Source organism: Rhodococcus ruitaii (assembly GCF_055230935.1).
Window position 1 is genome coordinate 54671 of sequence record NZ_JBUYWC010000019.1, and the last position, 15121, is coordinate 69791.

Below are 15121 nucleotides of genomic sequence, written 5' to 3' on the forward strand. Positions count from 1 at the left end.
TGCGAAGTCCTCCTGGCTGCACGTGCGGTTCTCGTCACACTTGCGCCGACCACGGAAAGTCGCAAGCGAGCGCGCAACTACATTACTTGCTCATGAGTAGTCTCTGGACCCTGCCCGACGACCTCGTCGTTCCTGATCTTCGCGAGGATCTCCCCGGTCCGGGTACGCCGATACCGCAGCACTGGTCCAAATGTCTCGGTTGCGGCGACGATCAGCCGACCGGCCTCGCGATGCAGTGCACCGTCGGAGAGGGACTCTCCGTTCAGGGCCGCTTCGAGGTGGCCACCCGGTTCCAGGGCGGACCCGGCTTCATCCACGGCGGCATCCTCATGACCGCGTTCGACGAAATCCAGGGTTTCGCATGCAACGCCGTCCTCCGGAAGCCCGTGGTCACCGGTCACCTGGGCACCGACTTCACGCGTCCCATTCCGCTGGGGGCGGTCCTCGAATTCACCGCCCGGGTCGAGGGAACGGTGCGCCGCAAGGTGTACACGAGCGCCGAGGTGCGCATCGTCGACGGTCCGTTCGCAGATCCGGACGCGATCGTGGGGAGCTCCCATGGACTGTTCGTCATCGTCGGGCACGAGCATTTCGAGAAGGGCAAGGAGTTCGTGGACGGGCTGCCCGGCCCCGACGACATCTCGTCGGTCTGAGTTCAGTGGTCAGTCGGGGAGCATCGGCACTCCTTGCCCGTGGTCGCGGCCCATCAGCGTCCCGGAGGTGAGCGCGCCGGCGCCGAAACGATTGTGGATTTCGTCGAGGACCGTGTCGAGGGCGTGCCTGTCGATCGGACGGTGACTCGTGGGGATCTCGTGTGATACCGGATCGTGTGGCGGCACCGGTTCGTCGAAGGGAAGCTCGAGTTGTTCGATGCCCTCGCCAGCCAGATTCGTCACCGTGACCCCGATCAGGGTGAGCCCGCGATCGGTAAGCAGGGGCCTCGCTGATTCGAGCAGGGCGCGTGCGGCGTCGGTGAGGATGTCGGTGCGTGCGGTAGGGACACCGAGTGTGTGCGACCGCGCGACACCCGTGTAATCGGCGAAGCGCAGCCGCAGTACCACCGTGCGGCCGATCCGGTGGGCGAGGCGCATCCGGCCGGCGACCTTGCGGACGAGCAGTTGCAGCGTTGCGTCCACCGACTCGATGCTGTGTGCTCCGCGGCCGAGCGCGTGCTGGGCACCCATCGAACGTCGGCGTCGGCGGTGGACCGGTCGTGGGTCGTGTCCGGTCGCGAGCGCGTGCAGGTGTCGGCCTGTAGCTCGGCCCAGCAGCGCGACGAGGTCGGATTCGGATTCGTTAGCGATATCGGCGACCGAGCGCATCCCGCGTGCGTGCAAGGTCGCGGCGGTGACCGCACCCACACCCCACAGGCGTTCGACGGGCAGCGGATGGAGGAACTCGAGTTCTCGGTCTGGTGGGACGACGAGCAACCCGTCGGGTTTCGCGACTCCGCTCGCGACCTTCGCAAGGAATTTCGTCCGGGCCACACCGACGGTGATCGGCAGACCGACCTCGGTCCGGACCGTGGCGCGCAGGCGTGCCGCGATGTCGGCCGGTTCGCCCGAGATACGCCGCAGCCCCGATACGTCGAGAAAGGCCTCGTCGATGGAAATCCCTTCGACGACGGACGAGACCCGATCGAAGATTGCGAACACCTCCTGCGAGGCCCGCGAGTAGGCGTCCATGCGTGGCGGCATCGAGATCGCGTGCGGGCACAGTGCACGTGCTGCACGGCCCGGCATGGGTGTCTTGATTCCGTATGCCTTCGCCTCGTAACTTGCAGCCAGAACGACCCCGCCACCGACGACCACGGGTTTGCCCCGCAACCACGGATCGTCGCGTTGCTCGACGGACGCGTAGAACGCGTCGAGATCGGCGTGGAGGATCGTTGCTCGGGCGGACACGAACATATGTTCGCATGCAGGGCCGACGAATCGCGCCATACGGCAGATCTGCGGCCTCGGCGGGTGTTAGAAACAACTCATGTCTGCCCCGGATCGTGGTGACGTTGACGTGGTCGTCGAACGAGACGGTGCCGTCACCACCATCGTGCTCAACCGTCCCGAGCGCAGGAACGCCGTGGACGGGCCGATGGCTGCGCAGCTCCGCGAGGCATTCGAACAGTTCGACGCCGACGACGAGCAGCGTGTCGCGGTCCTCTGGGGAGCCGGGGGCCATTTCTGTGCCGGCGCCGATCTCACTGCCGTGGGTGATCCGCAACGGAATCACGAACTCGACCCGCAGGGCGGCGGAACCGGGCCGATGGGGCCGTCCCGGATGATGCTGACCAAGCCGCTCATTGCCGCGGTGAGCGGTTACGCGGTCGCAGGCGGACTCGAACTCGCGTTGCTGGCGGACCTGCGGGTGTGCGAATCCGACGCGATCTTCGGGGTGTTCTGCCGCCGCTGGGGTGTACCGCTCATCGACGGGGGCACGGTGCGGCTGCCACGGATCGTCGGGCAGGGCCGAGCGCTCGATATGATCCTCACCGGCCGCGCCGTGGACGCGGCCGAGGCCTTGGCGTTCGGTCTCGTCAACCGAGTGGTCGACGCAGGTGCATCACTCGATGCGGCGCGGGAGATCGCGCAGCGGCTGGCAGCATTCCCGCAGGAATGCCTGTCGGTGGATCGCGCGTCGGCCTTCCGCTCGTTCGACCTCCCGCTCGACGCCGCATTGCGTGCCGAGGGCGCACACGGTGTGCCGATCGTCGCACGGGAAGGTCTCGCCGGGGCCGCGCGGTTCGCGTCCGGGGAGGGCAGGCGCGGCGCCTTCCGTTAGCCGATGTTCATGAGCGCTTGCCCCAGATTCGTCACCTCGCGGATCTTCATACCGGACGGCGCGCCGTCGGTGTTGCGGGGGATCACGCCGCGGGTGAACCCCAGTCGGTGTGCTTCGGTGAGCCGTCGACCCGCCCCGGCCACACGTCGGACCTCGCCCGCCAACCCGACCTCTCCGAGTAGGACGGTGCCGGGCGGGACCGGCTGATCCCGTACTGCAGACACGATGGCGAGCGCCAACGCGAGGTCGGCGGACGGGTCGGTGATCCGCATGCCTCCGACCGTCGACGCGTACACGTCGCATTTCCCGAGATTGCGGATGTTGCAGCGGCGTTCGAGCACGGCGAGGACCATCGCGACACGCGCCGAATCCAGACCGCTCACCGCCCGCCGCGGTGACGGATTTTGGGTGTGGACGACGAGTGCCTGTACTTCGCCGAGCAGAGGGCGTTTGCCGTCCATCGTGACGGTCACGGCCGTGCCCGAGACCTCCTCGTTCCGGTGCTGGAGGAACAATCCGGACGGGTCGCTCACTTCGACGATGCCGCCCTCGGTGAGCTCGAAGCAGCCCACTTCCTCGGCCGCACCGAACCGGTTCTTGACTCCGCGCACCATGCGCAGCGTCGAATGCTTGTCGCCTTCGAAGTGCAGTACGACGTCGACGAGATGTTCGAGTGAGCGTGGACCTGCGACTGCGCCGTCCTTGGTGACGTGACCGATGAGCAACACCGGGATCCCGCTCGCTTTCGCGAGTGAGGTCAGGGCGCTCGTGACGGCCTTGACCTGGGTGACACCGCCGGACACGCCGTCGACGTCGGCGGCGAGCATCGTCTGTACCGAGTCGACGACGAGCAGCGTCGGCTTGACCTGCTCGACGTGACCGAAGATGGTCGCCAGATCGGATTCGGCCGCCAGGTAGACCCGCTCGTGGACGGATCCGGTGCGGTCGGCGCGGAGCCGGACCTGACCGGCGGATTCCTCGCCTGTCACGTACAGCGATCGGTCGTCGGCGCCGCGCTGAGCCCAGCGATGTACGACCTCGAGGAGCAGCGTCGACTTGCCGACGCCCGGCTCGCCTGCGAGCAGGACGACGGATCCGGGCACGATCCCGCCGCCGAGGACGCGATCGAGTTCGGAGATGCCGGTGGACTTGGCAGCGGTCTCCTTGCCGTCGATCCGGGTCAGGGGAGTGGCAGGGGTGGTGGGGAGGACGGCCGCGGCGCCGGCGCGTGCGAGCGAGGTGCCCGGCCGCGATGCGACGGCCGCGGGCTGTACCGGCGCTTCGTCCAGCGATCCCCATGTTCCGCATTCCGGGCAGCGTCCGACCCACTTGGCGACGGTGTGCGAGCAGTCGGAGCAGCGATAGAGCGTTTTGGTTCTGGCCACGGCCGGAGGATATGCGAATGTGGTGACAGAACGCCGGAAGGTCCGGACGAGAATCTACTCGTCCGGACCTTTCGGCGACGTTCTGTGGTCGTGCTGGGTCAGTGCGCTTCGCCGATGATCGGCGACAGCTCCGACTCGTGGCGTTCGAGCACCGGGCCCGCATCGACCGGTACGGACAGGGTTACGTCACCGGCTTCTCTGAACGAGAAGGTGAAGGGGATGGTCAGGCCGGGCCGGACACCTTCCTCCAGGTCGACGAGCTCGATCGTTTCGACCGCCGTCGGCACAATGGGTGTCTCTTCCGGCGAGGTCGGCTGCGGTGATTCATCGACGGACTCGAGGAGGTTCGTGGTCTCCTCGGAAACACCTGCGACGACCGAACCCAGAGCCGGGATCTCGATGTCGTCGACCCCGGTCACCGAACCCGCGAACTCGGTCTCGATGCCGGTGAGGACATCGTCCCGATAGGCGTCGAGATTCGCGATGGTGAAGCCCAGCAGAGCGGTACCGCCCGGCTCGATGCTGTACTCCTCGGAATCCGGGTAGATGATGTGTACATTGCGCAGCGCGATGGTGCCGGCGTCCGTGTTGGTGCCGTTGATCGCAGCCACCTGATCGGAGGTCTGGGTGATCTGACCGGCGCCGCACGCGGACAGCGCCAGCATCGCACCCGCGGCCAGGGCGACAGCGGTCGCGACTCGGCGAGTCGGCGTGTTGAGAGCAGTCACTTTTCCTCCACTCGGGGTAAGGCTCGCAATCCACTAGGCAGAGTAGTAGTTGCCCCACGGGGAGTGCGCGTCGGGTCATCGATATTGCCATTTTGTGCACCACAACGGGCCGGAACACCCTATCCGGGTGGGTGTGTCGCACATCACGAGATGCACGTAACCGGTTGCCTGTCAAGTCCTACGCCCACGTGTCGGTGCCCTGACCTGCGCCGTTGATGAGAGGGCGATGTGGTCACGTGTTAAACTCGAAGAATCGAAAGGGGCACGGGACACATGATTTTCAAGGTCGGAGACACCGTCGTATACCCCCATCACGGTGCGGCGCTGATCGAAGCAATCGAAACACGCACCATCAAGGGGGAGCAGAAGGAATATCTGGTTCTGAAAGTCGCGCAGGGCGACCTCACGGTGCGGGTACCTGCTGAGAATGCCGAATACGTCGGAGTTCGCGACGTTGTGGGACAAGAAGGCCTCGACAAGGTTTTCCAGGTGCTGCGCGCACCGCATACCGAAGAACCGACCAACTGGTCACGGCGGTACAAGGCCAACATCGAGAAGTTGGCCTCCGGTGATGTCAACAAGGTCGCAGAAGTAGTTCGCGATCTGTGGCGCCGGGAACAGGACCGCGGCCTTTCTGCAGGTGAGAAGCGCATGCTGGCGAAGGCCCGGCAGATTCTCGTGGGTGAGCTCGCGCTCGCCGAGGGAACTGACGAGGTCAAGGCAGAGAGCATGCTCGACGAGGTTCTCGCCGCCGCATCCTGATAGGCGACGCGACACTCGAATCAACATCAAGTGAATCGAATACAGCAAGTACACGATCGCCGCGGGCCGGTCGTCGGAATCATTCCGGCGGCCGGCCGCGGCGTCCGGCTGGGGGAATCGCTCCCCAAGGCATTCGTCGACCTGGATGGGCGCACCATGCTCGACCGGGCGGTCGACTCGATGCTCGGTTCCGGCGCAGTCGACCGCGTCGTGGTGGTCGCACCGCCCGAACTCGCCGCGACCCCTCCGGCCGAACTCGTACGCGAGGAGTACGCCGATCGGGTCGTGGTCACCGCGGGCGGCACGGAACGCGCCGATTCTGTGCGAGCCGGCCTGCGGGCGGCATCCGACGCGCATTTCGTCCTCGTGCATGACGCCGCGCGGGCGCTGACCCCGCCGCGGTTGTTCACCCGCGTGGTCGACCACCTGCGGGCCGGGTGCCGCGCGGTGATTCCCGTCCTGCCGGTCGCCGACACCATCAAGCGCGTCGACTCCGACGGCGTCGTCACCGGCACCCCGGACCGCGCGGCCCTCCGCGCGGTGCAGACACCGCAGGGGTTCGCCGCAGACCTGCTGGACCGCGCCAATCGCGATACGGGCGACGCAACCGACGACGCCGGGCTGGTCGAACGGCTCGGCGAGCCCGTGCAGACCGTGGCGGGAGACCCACTCGCCTTCAAGATCACTACACCGTTGGATCTGGTGCTGGCCCGAGCTCTGCTCGCCGACGCCGACCGGAGCGAAGAGGGGAACTGACCACACGTGCGTGTCGGAATCGGAACAGACGTCCACCCGGTGGAGCCGGGGCGCCCGTGCTGGATGGCAGGTCTGCTGTTCGACGATGCGGATGGGTGCTCAGGTCACTCCGACGGCGACGTCGCAGCGCACGCGTTGTGTGATGCGCTGCTGTCGGCCGCCGGCCTCGGCGACCTGGGTTCACTATTCGGAACCGATCGACCCGAGATGGCTGGAGCGTCGGGAGCCTCGATGCTCCTCGAGGTACGGCGGCTGCTGGCCGAAGAGGGCTGGTCCATCGGCAATGCGGCGGTGCAGGTGATCGGGAATCGCCCGAAGATCGGCCCACGCCGCAACGAGGCGGTGCGCGTACTGTCCGATCTGCTCGGCGCACCCGTGTCGGTGTCCGCAACCACCACCGACGGACTCGGGCTGACCGGCCGCGGAGAAGGTGTGGCGGCCATCGCCACCGCGCTCGTATTACCCGACGCCGATCAACGGTAGGATGGTCTGTCGTGACTTTGCGCCTTTTCGACACCGAAACACGAGCTGTGCGGGATTTCGAACCGCTGGTGCCCGGACACGCCTCGGTGTATCTGTGCGGCGCCACTGTTCAAGGTGAGCCCCACATCGGCCACGTGCGCAGCGGCGTCGCATTCGACGTGCTGCGACGGTGGCTTGCAGCGAAAGGCCTCGATGTCGCGTTTGTGAGAAACGTCACTGACATCGACGACAAGATCCTCCGTAAGTCCGGCGAAGCGGGCCGCCCCTGGTGGGAATGGAAGACGACGTACGAACGCGCCTTCACCCGCGCCTACGACGCGCTCGGCGTGCTGCCGCCCTCGGTGGAGCCGCGCGCAACCGGGCACGTCACCCAGATGGTCGAGCTGATGCAGCGCCTCATCGACGCGGGGCACGCATACGCAGCCGACGGCAACGTCTACTTCGACGTCAGGAGCTTCCCCGAGTACGGCACGTTGTCGGGGCACAAACTCGACGACGTCCACCAAGGTGAGAGCGCCGGGCGAGGCAAACGCGACCCCCGCGACTTCACCATGTGGAAGGCCGAGAGGCCGGGCGAACCCTCATGGCCGACTCCGTGGGGCCGGGGCCGCCCGGGCTGGCACCTCGAATGCTCCGCGATGGCCGAGTTCTACCTCGGCGGTGCGTTCGACATCCACTGCGGTGGTATGGATCTGGTGTTCCCCCATCACGAGAACGAGATCGCGCAGGCGCGCGCCGCGGGCGACGGCTTCGCCCGCTATTGGATGCACAACGGCTGGGTGACCATGGGTGGCGAGAAGATGTCCAAGTCGCTCGGCAATGTGCTGTCCATCCCCAACGTCCTCACCCGGGTGCGGGCCCAAGAACTGCGCTACTACCTCGGCAGCGCCCACTACCGGTCGATGCTCGAATACTCCGACACGGCGTTGGCCGAGGCCGCCGCAGCCTATCGGGGACTCGAGTCGTTCGTGCTCAAGACACGGGACCGGGCCGGTGACGTTCCGATCGGAACATGGACCGACGCGTTCGCCGACGCACTCGACGACGACCTCGGGGTGCCCAAGGCACTGGCCGAGATCCACGGCAGGCGCAGCGAGGGCAACAAAGCGCTCGACAACGGAGACCTGACCGCCGCGGTACGTATCGCGTCTCAGGTCCGTGCGATGCTTTCCGTCCTCGGTGTCGACCCACTCGATGCACACTGGCAGGAGAGCTCCGGCGACGAGTCGGGTGCGCTCGCTGCCCTCGATGTGTTGGTGGGAGCAGAACTCGATCGTCGACAGAGCGCCCGCGCCGAGAAGGACTGGGCGGTCGCCGACCAAGTGCGTGACCGGCTGACAGCGGCGGGGATCGAAGTAACGGATACGCCGAACGGACCCGAGTGGTCCCTGAAAGCAGGGCAGTGATGGCAGGCAATTCCCAGCGTCGCGGAGCGATCCGCAAGGGCGGAACGAAGAAAGGTCAGGTCGTCGGCTCGGGCGGTCAGCGTCGGCGCGGTCTCGAAGCCCGCGGAGCGACCCCCAAGGCCGAGGACCGCTCGTACCATCCCGCAGCGCGCCGCGCTCGCGCCGCGGCGAAGGCCGCCGACAATCGGGGCCGCCGTCCGGGCGGACGCAAGCCGGACGACGGACCGGAAATGGTTCTCGGCCGCAATCCCGTCGTCGAGTGTCTGCGCGCCGAGGTGCCCGCGACCGCGCTCTACGTCGCGATCGGAGCGGAAGCCGACGATCGGCTCAAGGAGTCCGTGCAGCGTGCCGCCGATGCCGGCATTTCGATCCTCGAAGTACAGCGCGGCGAACTCGACCGGCTCACCGCCAACGGCATGCACCAGGGCATCGGCCTTCAGGTGCCGCCGTACCGCTACGCGCATCCCGATGATCTGATCGTGCGCGCCAAGGAGAAGCACGAGCGGCCCATGCTGGTGGCGCTCGACAACATTTCCGACCCGCGCAACCTCGGTGCGATCATCCGGTCCGTTGCGGCGTTCGGTGGCCACGGCGTGGTGATTCCGCAGCGTCGGAGCGCGTCGGTGACCGCTGTCGCATGGCGCACCAGTGCGGGTGCCGCGGCGCGGCTTCCGGTCGCTCGGGCAACCAACCTGACGCGCACGCTCAAGGACTGGCAGTCTCAGGGCGTCCGCGTCGTGGGTCTCGATGCCGGTGGCGACACCGATCTCGACGATTTCGACGGCACCGATCCCGTTGTCGTGGTGGTGGGGTCCGAAGGCAAGGGGCTTTCGCGGCTCGTTCGCGAGACCTGCGATTCCATCCTGTCCATCCCGATGGCCGGCGACGTCGAATCGCTCAACGCGTCGGTTGCGGCAGGAGTCGTGCTCGCCGATATCGCGCGTCGCCGTCGTTCCTGACGGCCGGATCGCTGTGTGGGACAACACGGTTGTGGCTCAGATCAATCGGACGAACCGCACGTGCCGACCCGGCCGTAACTGCGCGGCAGTGGGAAGGTCCGCTGTCGTCACCACGGCGATCACCGGATATCCGCCGGTGACGGGATGATCCGCGAGGAACAGCACCGGGTGCCCCTCCGGCGGCACCTGAACGGAACCCGCAACCATGCCTTCGCTGGGAAGCTCGTCGTGGCGTGAGCGGTGCAGGGGGCCGGGGCCCTGGAACCGGATCCCCACCCGATCGAGTTTCGGCGTCACCGTCCATGATTCGTGCAGGAGTGCGCGGACCGACGCGGGGGTGAACCAGTCGTCGCGGGGTCCGATCCGCACACGGAGTTCGACGGGATCGCTGTGCGGGGCGGGCGGTGGGATCTGCTCCTCATGGGGGAGTTCGTCGGCGAGCGCACCGACCAGCAACCGATCGCCGGTGTGTACCGGTGCGGGGCCCGTGCCCGACAATGTGTCGGTCGAGCGGCTTCCCAGTACCTCCGGTACGTCGATGCCGCCGCGGACCGCCAGGTACGACCGCAATCCTTCGGACGGCGCACCGACAGAGACGATGTCCCGATCGCGGAGCAGTGCTCGCGCATAATCGCCCACAGGCCGGCCGTTGACCGTCACGTCGACACGCGCTCCGGTGACCGCTACGATCGTGTCGCCGACGCTGCGGACGGAAAGCCCGCCGCCGGTCATCTCGAGCGCGGCGGCATCCGGGTGATTGCCGACGAGCCGATTCGCGGCGTCGTGCGCCGTGCGGTCGGCCGCACCGGATACGGTCACGCCGTCGGCCCCGTGGCCGGTGCGCCCGCGGTCCTGCACGGTCGTGAATACTCCGCAGGTGACGACTTCCAACCATGCCATGGACCTATGGTCTCGCACTCTGTGGTCGGCCGCGAGAGTAGTTCGGTGGGCCCGCCCGGAGCGCGTTAGGTTGGGGTGCCGCAGTTCGAAGGAGGCGTGATGAGCCGGGACGATCCGAGCACCCGTATCGAGGCCAGCAGGGTCGAGGCGACCCGGACGGTCGAGCGTGCGTTGGGCGACGGCGATCTGACCGCGGCGCACGCTGCGGTTGCCGACCTGAGCGCGGAACTGCTCGTCGACGTGCTCGAGCGGTTGAACACGACCGACCGCGCGGTGCTCTATCGGTTGCTGCCCAAGGACCAGGCGATGGAGGTGTTCGAGCAACTGGATCCGAGTCTGCAGAGCGCCCTCGTCGGGGGCCTGCAGGATGACCAGGTTGCAACCATCTTCGCCGATCTCGAGCCCGACGATCGAGTCGAACTGCTCGACGAATTGCCGGCGACCGTCGCCGCGAAACTCCTACGGGGGCTTCCGTACGACGAACGTGAGTTGACGGCAGCGATCCTCGGCTACCCACAGGGTGCGCTGGGCCGGCGCATGAGCCCGGAGTTCGTGTCGTTGCGACTCGACCTGCCGGTCGACCGAGCGCTCGCGATGGTGCGGAGCCGCCTGCACGATGCGGAGACGGTCTACACGCTGCCGGTCGTCGACAGGAACCGGATCCTCGTGGGCGTAGTGGGGCTGCGGGAGTTGATGGGTGCGCCTGAGGACGGCGTCGTCGGCGACCTCATGAACGAACCGTATTTCGCGCGGGCCACCGACGACGCTGAGGAAGCGGCTCGCCGCTGTGCCGAACTCAAACTGCTGGCGCTGATCGTGGTGGACAGCGAGACACGACTGGTGGGTATTCTCACCGTCGACGACGCGCTGGGCATCCTGGAGTCGGCCGAGAGCGAGGACCAAGCTCGCATCGGTGGCACCGAGCCGCTGCGGCAGCCGTACCTTGCTACACCAGCGGGGCAACTGGTGCGCTCACGGGTCGTGTGGCTGTTGGTGCTGGCGGTCGGAGCAACCCTGACCGTGCAGGTGCTCGAGGTATTCGAATCGACGCTGGAGCAGGCCGTCACGTTGGCGTTGTTCGTGCCGCTGCTGATCGGTACCGGTGGCAACACGGGCAATCAGGCGGCGACCACCGTCACGCGTGCACTGGCTCTCGACGACGTGAGTCCCCGCGACGTCGGTCGAGTCGTCGTCCGTGAGTTCCGGGTGGGACTGTCGCTCGGGGTGCTGCTCGGGTCGGTGGCGTTCGTGCTCGCGACCGTCGTCTACGACATGTCGGTCGGAGCAGTGATCGGGCTGACGCTGGTCTCCGTGTGCACACTCGCGGCCACCGTCGGTGGAGTGATGCCCTTGGCGGCCAAGGCGATCCGGGCAGATCCTGCGGTCTTCTCCAATCCGTTCATCACGACCTTCGTCGACGCCACCGGATTGGTGGTGTACTTCCTCATCGCGAAGGCGGTGCTGGGAATCTGACGCCCGCTCGTCGCTCAGATCGACTCGAACCGCACCGCGCTACCGGGACGAAGCAGTGCGGGCGGGGTCCGGTCCGGTTGCCACAGCACCTGTTCGGTGGTTCCGATCAATTGCCAGCCACCGGGGGAGCTTCGGGGGTAGACGCCGGAGAACTCGCCGGCGAGCCCGACCGCCCCCGCGGGCACCGAGATGCGCGGGGAATCGCGGCGCGGTACGTGCAAGCGGCTGTCGCCGCCCGTGAGGTATGCGAAGCCGGGCGCGAAACCGCCGAACGCCACCGTCCAGACGCGGCCGGTGTGTGCGGCGATCACACCCTCGGCGCCCAGTCCGGTTCGTTCCCCGACCTCCTCGAGATCGGGGCCGTCGTATCGGACGTCGATCACCACTTCCGTACCCGGGGCGGTGTCGGCGCGCATCGGCGGTGTCTCGAGGAGCCAGCGGCGCACCGCGTCGGCGCGGGTCGTCTCGGGGTCGAAGCGGGTCAGCAGTGTCCGGGCGGCGGGAATCAGGTCGAGGACACCCTGCATTCGCTGCGCATCGAGTGCGCGGAAATGCGCGAGTACGTCGTCGAGCGAATCGAACTCCGCGAGTATCGCGGATTCGCCGTTATGCAGGATCTTCATTCGCCACCGCCTGGACGAATGCGCGGATGTCGACGTTCTCGGCGTCCAGCAGGGCCCGGACAGCCAGGGCCATCGCGGTGGCGTCGGGGGAATCGCCGTGGATGCACACGGACTGCGCATCCACGCGCACATCCGTGCCGTCGATCGCCGTGACCACACCCTCGGTGACCATGCGCAGCACCCGCCGGGCCACCACATCCGGGTCGTGTAGCACGGCGCCCGGTTCGCGCCGCGACACCAGCGTGCCCTCGGGTGTGTACGCGCGGTCGGCGAACGCCTCGGGGACGACGACCAACCCCGCGCGCTCGGCCTCCTCGAGGAACGCCGATCCGGGGAGGCCGAGCACGGGCAGCGAGGCGTTGTACGAGCGGATCGCCTCCACCACCGCGCGGGCCTGCTCGCGGTGGTGCACGATCGCGTTGTACAGGGCGCCGTGCGGTTTGACGTAACTGACCGCCGAACCCGCCGCTCGGGCGAGACCGTCGAGCGCGCCGATCTGATAGATGACTTCGGCGGTGAGTTCAGCCGGCTCGACGTCGATGAACCGTCGGCCGAATCCCGTCAGATCGTGGTACCCCACCTGGGCTCCGATACGCACGGCGTGATCTGTTGCGCCCCTGCAGGTGTCGAGCAGCGTCGACGGATCGCCCGCGTGGAATCCGCAGGCGATGTTGGCGCTCGTGACGAGCGAGAGCATGGTCTTGTCGTCGCCGAGACGCCACTGCCCGTAGCTTTCGCCCAGGTCGCTGTTGAGGTCGATGCGGGTCACGTGTCCGATTCTAGGCTGCCGGGTGCAGGCCGATCAGCGATCGGCGTCCGCGGCGGACCCGCAATCAGTGCGCCGACGAACGCTCTGGCCAGGACACATCATCCTGGGCTGTGCGCTGTGCAGCATGGAACGCCGCAACGAGCGCGTGGACATCGGTTCGAGCATCTGTTGCTGGAGGAATGGGGTGGACACCGGCGTTGCGTTGCGTGTCTGCCGTGATGTGGAGTTGGAGACCACGTGCCATAACCGCCGACTCGCGTCAGACGCCGCGAAGCGAAGCCGGCGGCATCCCGCTCCCGGGGCAAGACGATCTCGGTAATCTACGTGGTCCTGACCAGGGATACCGATGGTGGGGTCGATTGCGCATCGAGGTCATCGACGATCGCGGCCTGTGCGGCTGAGGGAAGTGAATGAAGGATCTCGCGTACGCGCATTTGCCGTCGGGCAACAGCCTGCCGTGTCGGGAGTCCGGGTGTCGCGCACATCTGCGGGACGATTCCGGTGATCTCGTCGACTCCGCCTGCCGAGTGGCCCGCATCGAGTAGAGCCTGTTCGTGGGCTCGGGTCGCGTCGTCCTTCTCTTCCGACATGCCGATCGGGCCGATCATCGAACCCTGCAGGAACTGCTTGACCACGGGTTCGTCCGAGGTGAGCAGAACTTCCCGCGGCCCGAATATCACCAGGTTGCGACGAAACAGCATCCCGATGTTGTCGGGCACCGTGCGCGCGAGGTTGATGTTGTGCGAGACGATCAGGATCGTGGCGTCGAGCTCGGCGTTGATGTCGATCAGCGTCTGTGAGATGTAGGTAGTGCGTACGGGATCGAGACCGGAGTCGGGCTCGTCCACGAGGATGATCTGCGGATCGAGGACGAGCGCTCGCGCGAGCCCTGCACGTTTGCGCATGCCGCCGGAGATCTCGCCGGGGAGCTTGTGCTCCGCGCCGAGCAGTCCGACCAGCTCGAGCTTTTCCATCACCGTCCGCCGGATGTCGGACTCGGACTTTCGGGTGTGCTCGCGCAGGGGAAAGGCCACGTTGTCGTACAAGTCCATCGATCCGAACAGTGCTCCGTCTTGGAAGAGTACGCCGAACAGCTTGCGGATCTCGTAGAGCTCGTTGCTCGAGCACTGCAGGATGTCGGTGCCGTCGATGACGATGGACCCATGTTCGGGCCGGAGCAGCCCGATTAGTGACTTGAGGAACACCGACTTTCCGGTGCCCGACGGCCCGAGCAGTGCGCTGACCTCGCCGGCAGGCAGTGTCAACGTCACGTCCTCCCAGATTCGCTGTGAGCCGAACGATTTCGTCAGTCCGTCGACCTCGACCGCGATTCCCACGGAGCTCTCCTCTCGATGTGTGCCGCTACTGTGTGGGCTGTCAGTTGTCGATCCACGACGCCACGTCGGCGACGGACTGTCGGTTCGTTCGGAACGCGTTCGCCGGGTGCTCGTTGTCGCTGTAGCCGAGGGAGATTCCGAGTAGCACCTGCCGATCGTCGGGAATGGAGAAGAACTTCCGAATGAACGGCGCCTGGCTGGCAATGGCGGCCTGCGCGATGGTGGCGACCCCGAGGCTCTCGGCTGCGAGCAGGAAGTTCGCGACGAACAGACCGCAGTCGAGGACGCCGTAGGTGCCCAATGAGCGATCCGTCGTGACGATTGCGACATGTGGAGCGTCGAACAGGTCGAAGTTACGCAGCATCTGTCTGCCCGAGGCGACGCGGTCGCCGTGGGCAATGCCGAGGCTCTCGTAGAGTTGCCATCCGCTCTCGCGGCGTCGCTCACCGTACACGCCCTCGTACGAGGCGGGGAAGTCGATGTCCGGCTCCTGCCGGGGTGCCGAGCCGATGTGGTCCCGGAGGCCGACGCGGAACAGTTCGGTCGCGATCCCCTCGGTGATGTGGAGGTGCCACGGTTGGGTGTTGCACCAGGACGGCGCGAGGTGAGCGGAGTCGACGATGTCGACGAGGGTGTCGTGGGGGACGGGGTCGAGGGTGAACGCCCGGCAGCTCCTACGGTTCTGCTGTAGCGCGCGCAGTGCCGCAATGTGAGTGGCGTCCGGTGCCTCGGTGGAGGGTGTCATGGTTCTTCTTTTCTGTT

General features: G+C 66.8%; 16 protein-coding genes. 8 read left to right on the forward strand and 8 right to left on the reverse strand.

The genetic code is table 11. The features are described from left to right. Positions 1-92: 92 nt before the first annotated feature. A complete protein-coding gene (locus tag ACZI8W_RS22390; protein ID WP_463370716.1) occupies positions 93-653 on the forward strand; it encodes a PaaI family thioesterase in 561 nt (186 codons plus the stop codon). Positions 654-662: 9 nt separating this feature from the next. On the opposite strand, the gene dinB is transcribed toward ACZI8W_RS22390, so the two are convergent. Next, positions 663-1910 (reverse strand): DNA polymerase IV, encoded by a 1248-nt coding sequence (dinB, locus tag ACZI8W_RS22395; RefSeq protein WP_463370717.1) that lies wholly within the window; start codon positions 1908-1910, stop codon positions 663-665. 73 nt (positions 1911-1983) lie between these two features. Here dinB and ACZI8W_RS22400 point away from each other — a divergent pair, with 73 nt between their 5' ends. Then, entirely contained in the window at positions 1984-2778 is a 795-nt protein-coding gene (locus tag ACZI8W_RS22400; RefSeq protein WP_463370718.1) for a crotonase/enoyl-CoA hydratase family protein, read from the forward strand. On the opposite strand, the gene radA is transcribed toward ACZI8W_RS22400, so the two are convergent. Further along, positions 2775-4163, reverse strand: coding sequence for a DNA repair protein RadA (gene radA, locus ACZI8W_RS22405; RefSeq protein WP_463370719.1), 1389 nt, complete (start codon positions 4161-4163; stop codon positions 2775-2777). The two genes, ACZI8W_RS22400 and radA, sit on opposite strands and share 4 nt — an antisense overlap. A 98-nt stretch (positions 4164-4261) precedes the next feature. Continuing rightward, on the reverse strand, positions 4262-4891 hold the full coding sequence (locus ACZI8W_RS22410; protein ID WP_463370720.1) for a copper chaperone PCu(A)C domain-containing protein: 630 nt from the start codon (positions 4889-4891) through the stop codon (positions 4262-4264). A gap of 273 nt (positions 4892-5164) precedes the next feature. On the opposite strand from ACZI8W_RS22410, the gene carD reads away from it, so the two are divergent. From carD to rlmB, 5 genes are read left to right on the forward strand one after another with little or no spacing between them, the layout of a single operon-like run. Further along, a complete protein-coding gene (gene carD, locus ACZI8W_RS22415) occupies positions 5165-5653 on the forward strand; it encodes an RNA polymerase-binding transcription factor CarD (protein ID WP_463370721.1) in 489 nt (162 codons plus the stop codon). A gap of 39 nt (positions 5654-5692) precedes the next feature. Next, complete coding sequence (ispD, locus tag ACZI8W_RS22420; protein WP_463370784.1) at positions 5693-6409, forward strand: 2-C-methyl-D-erythritol 4-phosphate cytidylyltransferase; 717 nt, start codon at positions 5693-5695, stop codon at positions 6407-6409. Between the two features lie 6 nt (positions 6410-6415). After that, positions 6416-6892 (forward strand): 2-C-methyl-D-erythritol 2,4-cyclodiphosphate synthase, encoded by a 477-nt coding sequence (gene ispF, locus ACZI8W_RS22425; protein WP_463370722.1) that lies wholly within the window; start codon positions 6416-6418, stop codon positions 6890-6892. An 11-nt stretch (positions 6893-6903) separates the two neighbouring features. Then, the gene (gene cysS / locus ACZI8W_RS22430) at positions 6904-8298 is read left to right on the forward strand and encodes a cysteine--tRNA ligase (RefSeq protein WP_463370723.1); all 1395 of its coding nucleotides are present in this window, start codon (positions 6904-6906) and stop codon (positions 8296-8298) included. Next, positions 8298-9257 (forward strand): 23S rRNA (guanosine(2251)-2'-O)-methyltransferase RlmB, encoded by a 960-nt coding sequence (gene rlmB, locus ACZI8W_RS22435; RefSeq protein WP_463370725.1) that lies wholly within the window; start codon positions 8298-8300, stop codon positions 9255-9257. The genes cysS and rlmB overlap by 1 nt, the downstream gene beginning before the upstream one ends. A 36-nt stretch (positions 9258-9293) precedes the next feature. Here the strand turns inward: rlmB and ACZI8W_RS22440 are convergent, their stop codons facing one another. Next, positions 9294-10157, reverse strand: coding sequence for a 5-oxoprolinase subunit C family protein (locus tag ACZI8W_RS22440; protein ID WP_463370726.1), 864 nt, complete (start codon positions 10155-10157; stop codon positions 9294-9296). A gap of 99 nt (positions 10158-10256) precedes the next feature. On the opposite strand from ACZI8W_RS22440, the gene mgtE reads away from it, so the two are divergent. After that, positions 10257-11630, forward strand: a complete 1374-nt coding sequence (gene mgtE, locus ACZI8W_RS22445; RefSeq protein WP_463370727.1) for a magnesium transporter — start codon at positions 10257-10259, stop codon at positions 11628-11630. 14 nt (positions 11631-11644) lie between these two features. Here the strand turns inward: mgtE and ACZI8W_RS22450 are convergent, their stop codons facing one another. The 4 genes from ACZI8W_RS22450 to ACZI8W_RS22465 all read right to left on the reverse strand — a co-directional run bounded on the left by ACZI8W_RS22450 (position 11645) and on the right by ACZI8W_RS22465 (position 15104). Continuing rightward, positions 11645-12253 (reverse strand): 5-oxoprolinase subunit B family protein, encoded by a 609-nt coding sequence (locus ACZI8W_RS22450; protein ID WP_463370728.1) that lies wholly within the window; start codon positions 12251-12253, stop codon positions 11645-11647. Then, complete coding sequence (locus ACZI8W_RS22455; protein WP_463370729.1) at positions 12237-13022, reverse strand: LamB/YcsF family protein; 786 nt, start codon at positions 13020-13022, stop codon at positions 12237-12239. The genes ACZI8W_RS22450 and ACZI8W_RS22455 overlap by 17 nt, the downstream gene beginning before the upstream one ends. Positions 13023-13342: 320 nt before the next feature. Then, entirely contained in the window at positions 13343-14359 is a 1017-nt protein-coding gene (locus ACZI8W_RS22460; RefSeq protein WP_463370730.1) for an ABC transporter ATP-binding protein, read from the reverse strand. Positions 14360-14399: 40 nt separating this feature from the next. Next, positions 14400-15104: a nitroreductase gene (locus ACZI8W_RS22465; protein WP_463370731.1), complete on the reverse strand. Its 705-nt coding sequence runs from the start codon at positions 15102-15104 to the stop codon at positions 14400-14402. Positions 15105-15121 lie beyond the last annotated feature (17 nt).

What these genes read in the sequence shown, in the direction of transcription:
- ACZI8W_RS22390 (WP_463370716.1), top strand. Translation starts at nt 93, where the DNA reads ATGAGTAGTCTCTGGACCCTGCCCGACGACCTCGTCGTTCCTGATCTT.
- dinB (WP_463370717.1), bottom strand. Translation starts at nt 1,910, where the DNA reads ATGTTCGTGTCCGCCCGAGCAACGATCCTCCACGCCGATCTCGACGCG.
- ACZI8W_RS22400 (WP_463370718.1), top strand. Translation starts at nt 1,984, where the DNA reads ATGTCTGCCCCGGATCGTGGTGACGTTGACGTGGTCGTCGAACGAGAC.
- carD (WP_463370721.1), top strand. Translation starts at nt 5,165, where the DNA reads ATGATTTTCAAGGTCGGAGACACCGTCGTATACCCCCATCACGGTGCG.
- rlmB (WP_463370725.1), top strand. Translation starts at nt 8,298, where the DNA reads ATGGCAGGCAATTCCCAGCGTCGCGGAGCGATCCGCAAGGGCGGAACG.
- ACZI8W_RS22440 (WP_463370726.1), bottom strand. Translation starts at nt 10,157, where the DNA reads ATGGCATGGTTGGAAGTCGTCACCTGCGGAGTATTCACGACCGTGCAG.
- mgtE (WP_463370727.1), top strand. Translation starts at nt 10,257, where the DNA reads ATGAGCCGGGACGATCCGAGCACCCGTATCGAGGCCAGCAGGGTCGAG.
- ACZI8W_RS22450 (WP_463370728.1), bottom strand. Translation starts at nt 12,253, where the DNA reads ATGAAGATCCTGCATAACGGCGAATCCGCGATACTCGCGGAGTTCGAT.
- ACZI8W_RS22465 (WP_463370731.1), bottom strand. Translation starts at nt 15,104, where the DNA reads ATGACACCCTCCACCGAGGCACCGGACGCCACTCACATTGCGGCACTG.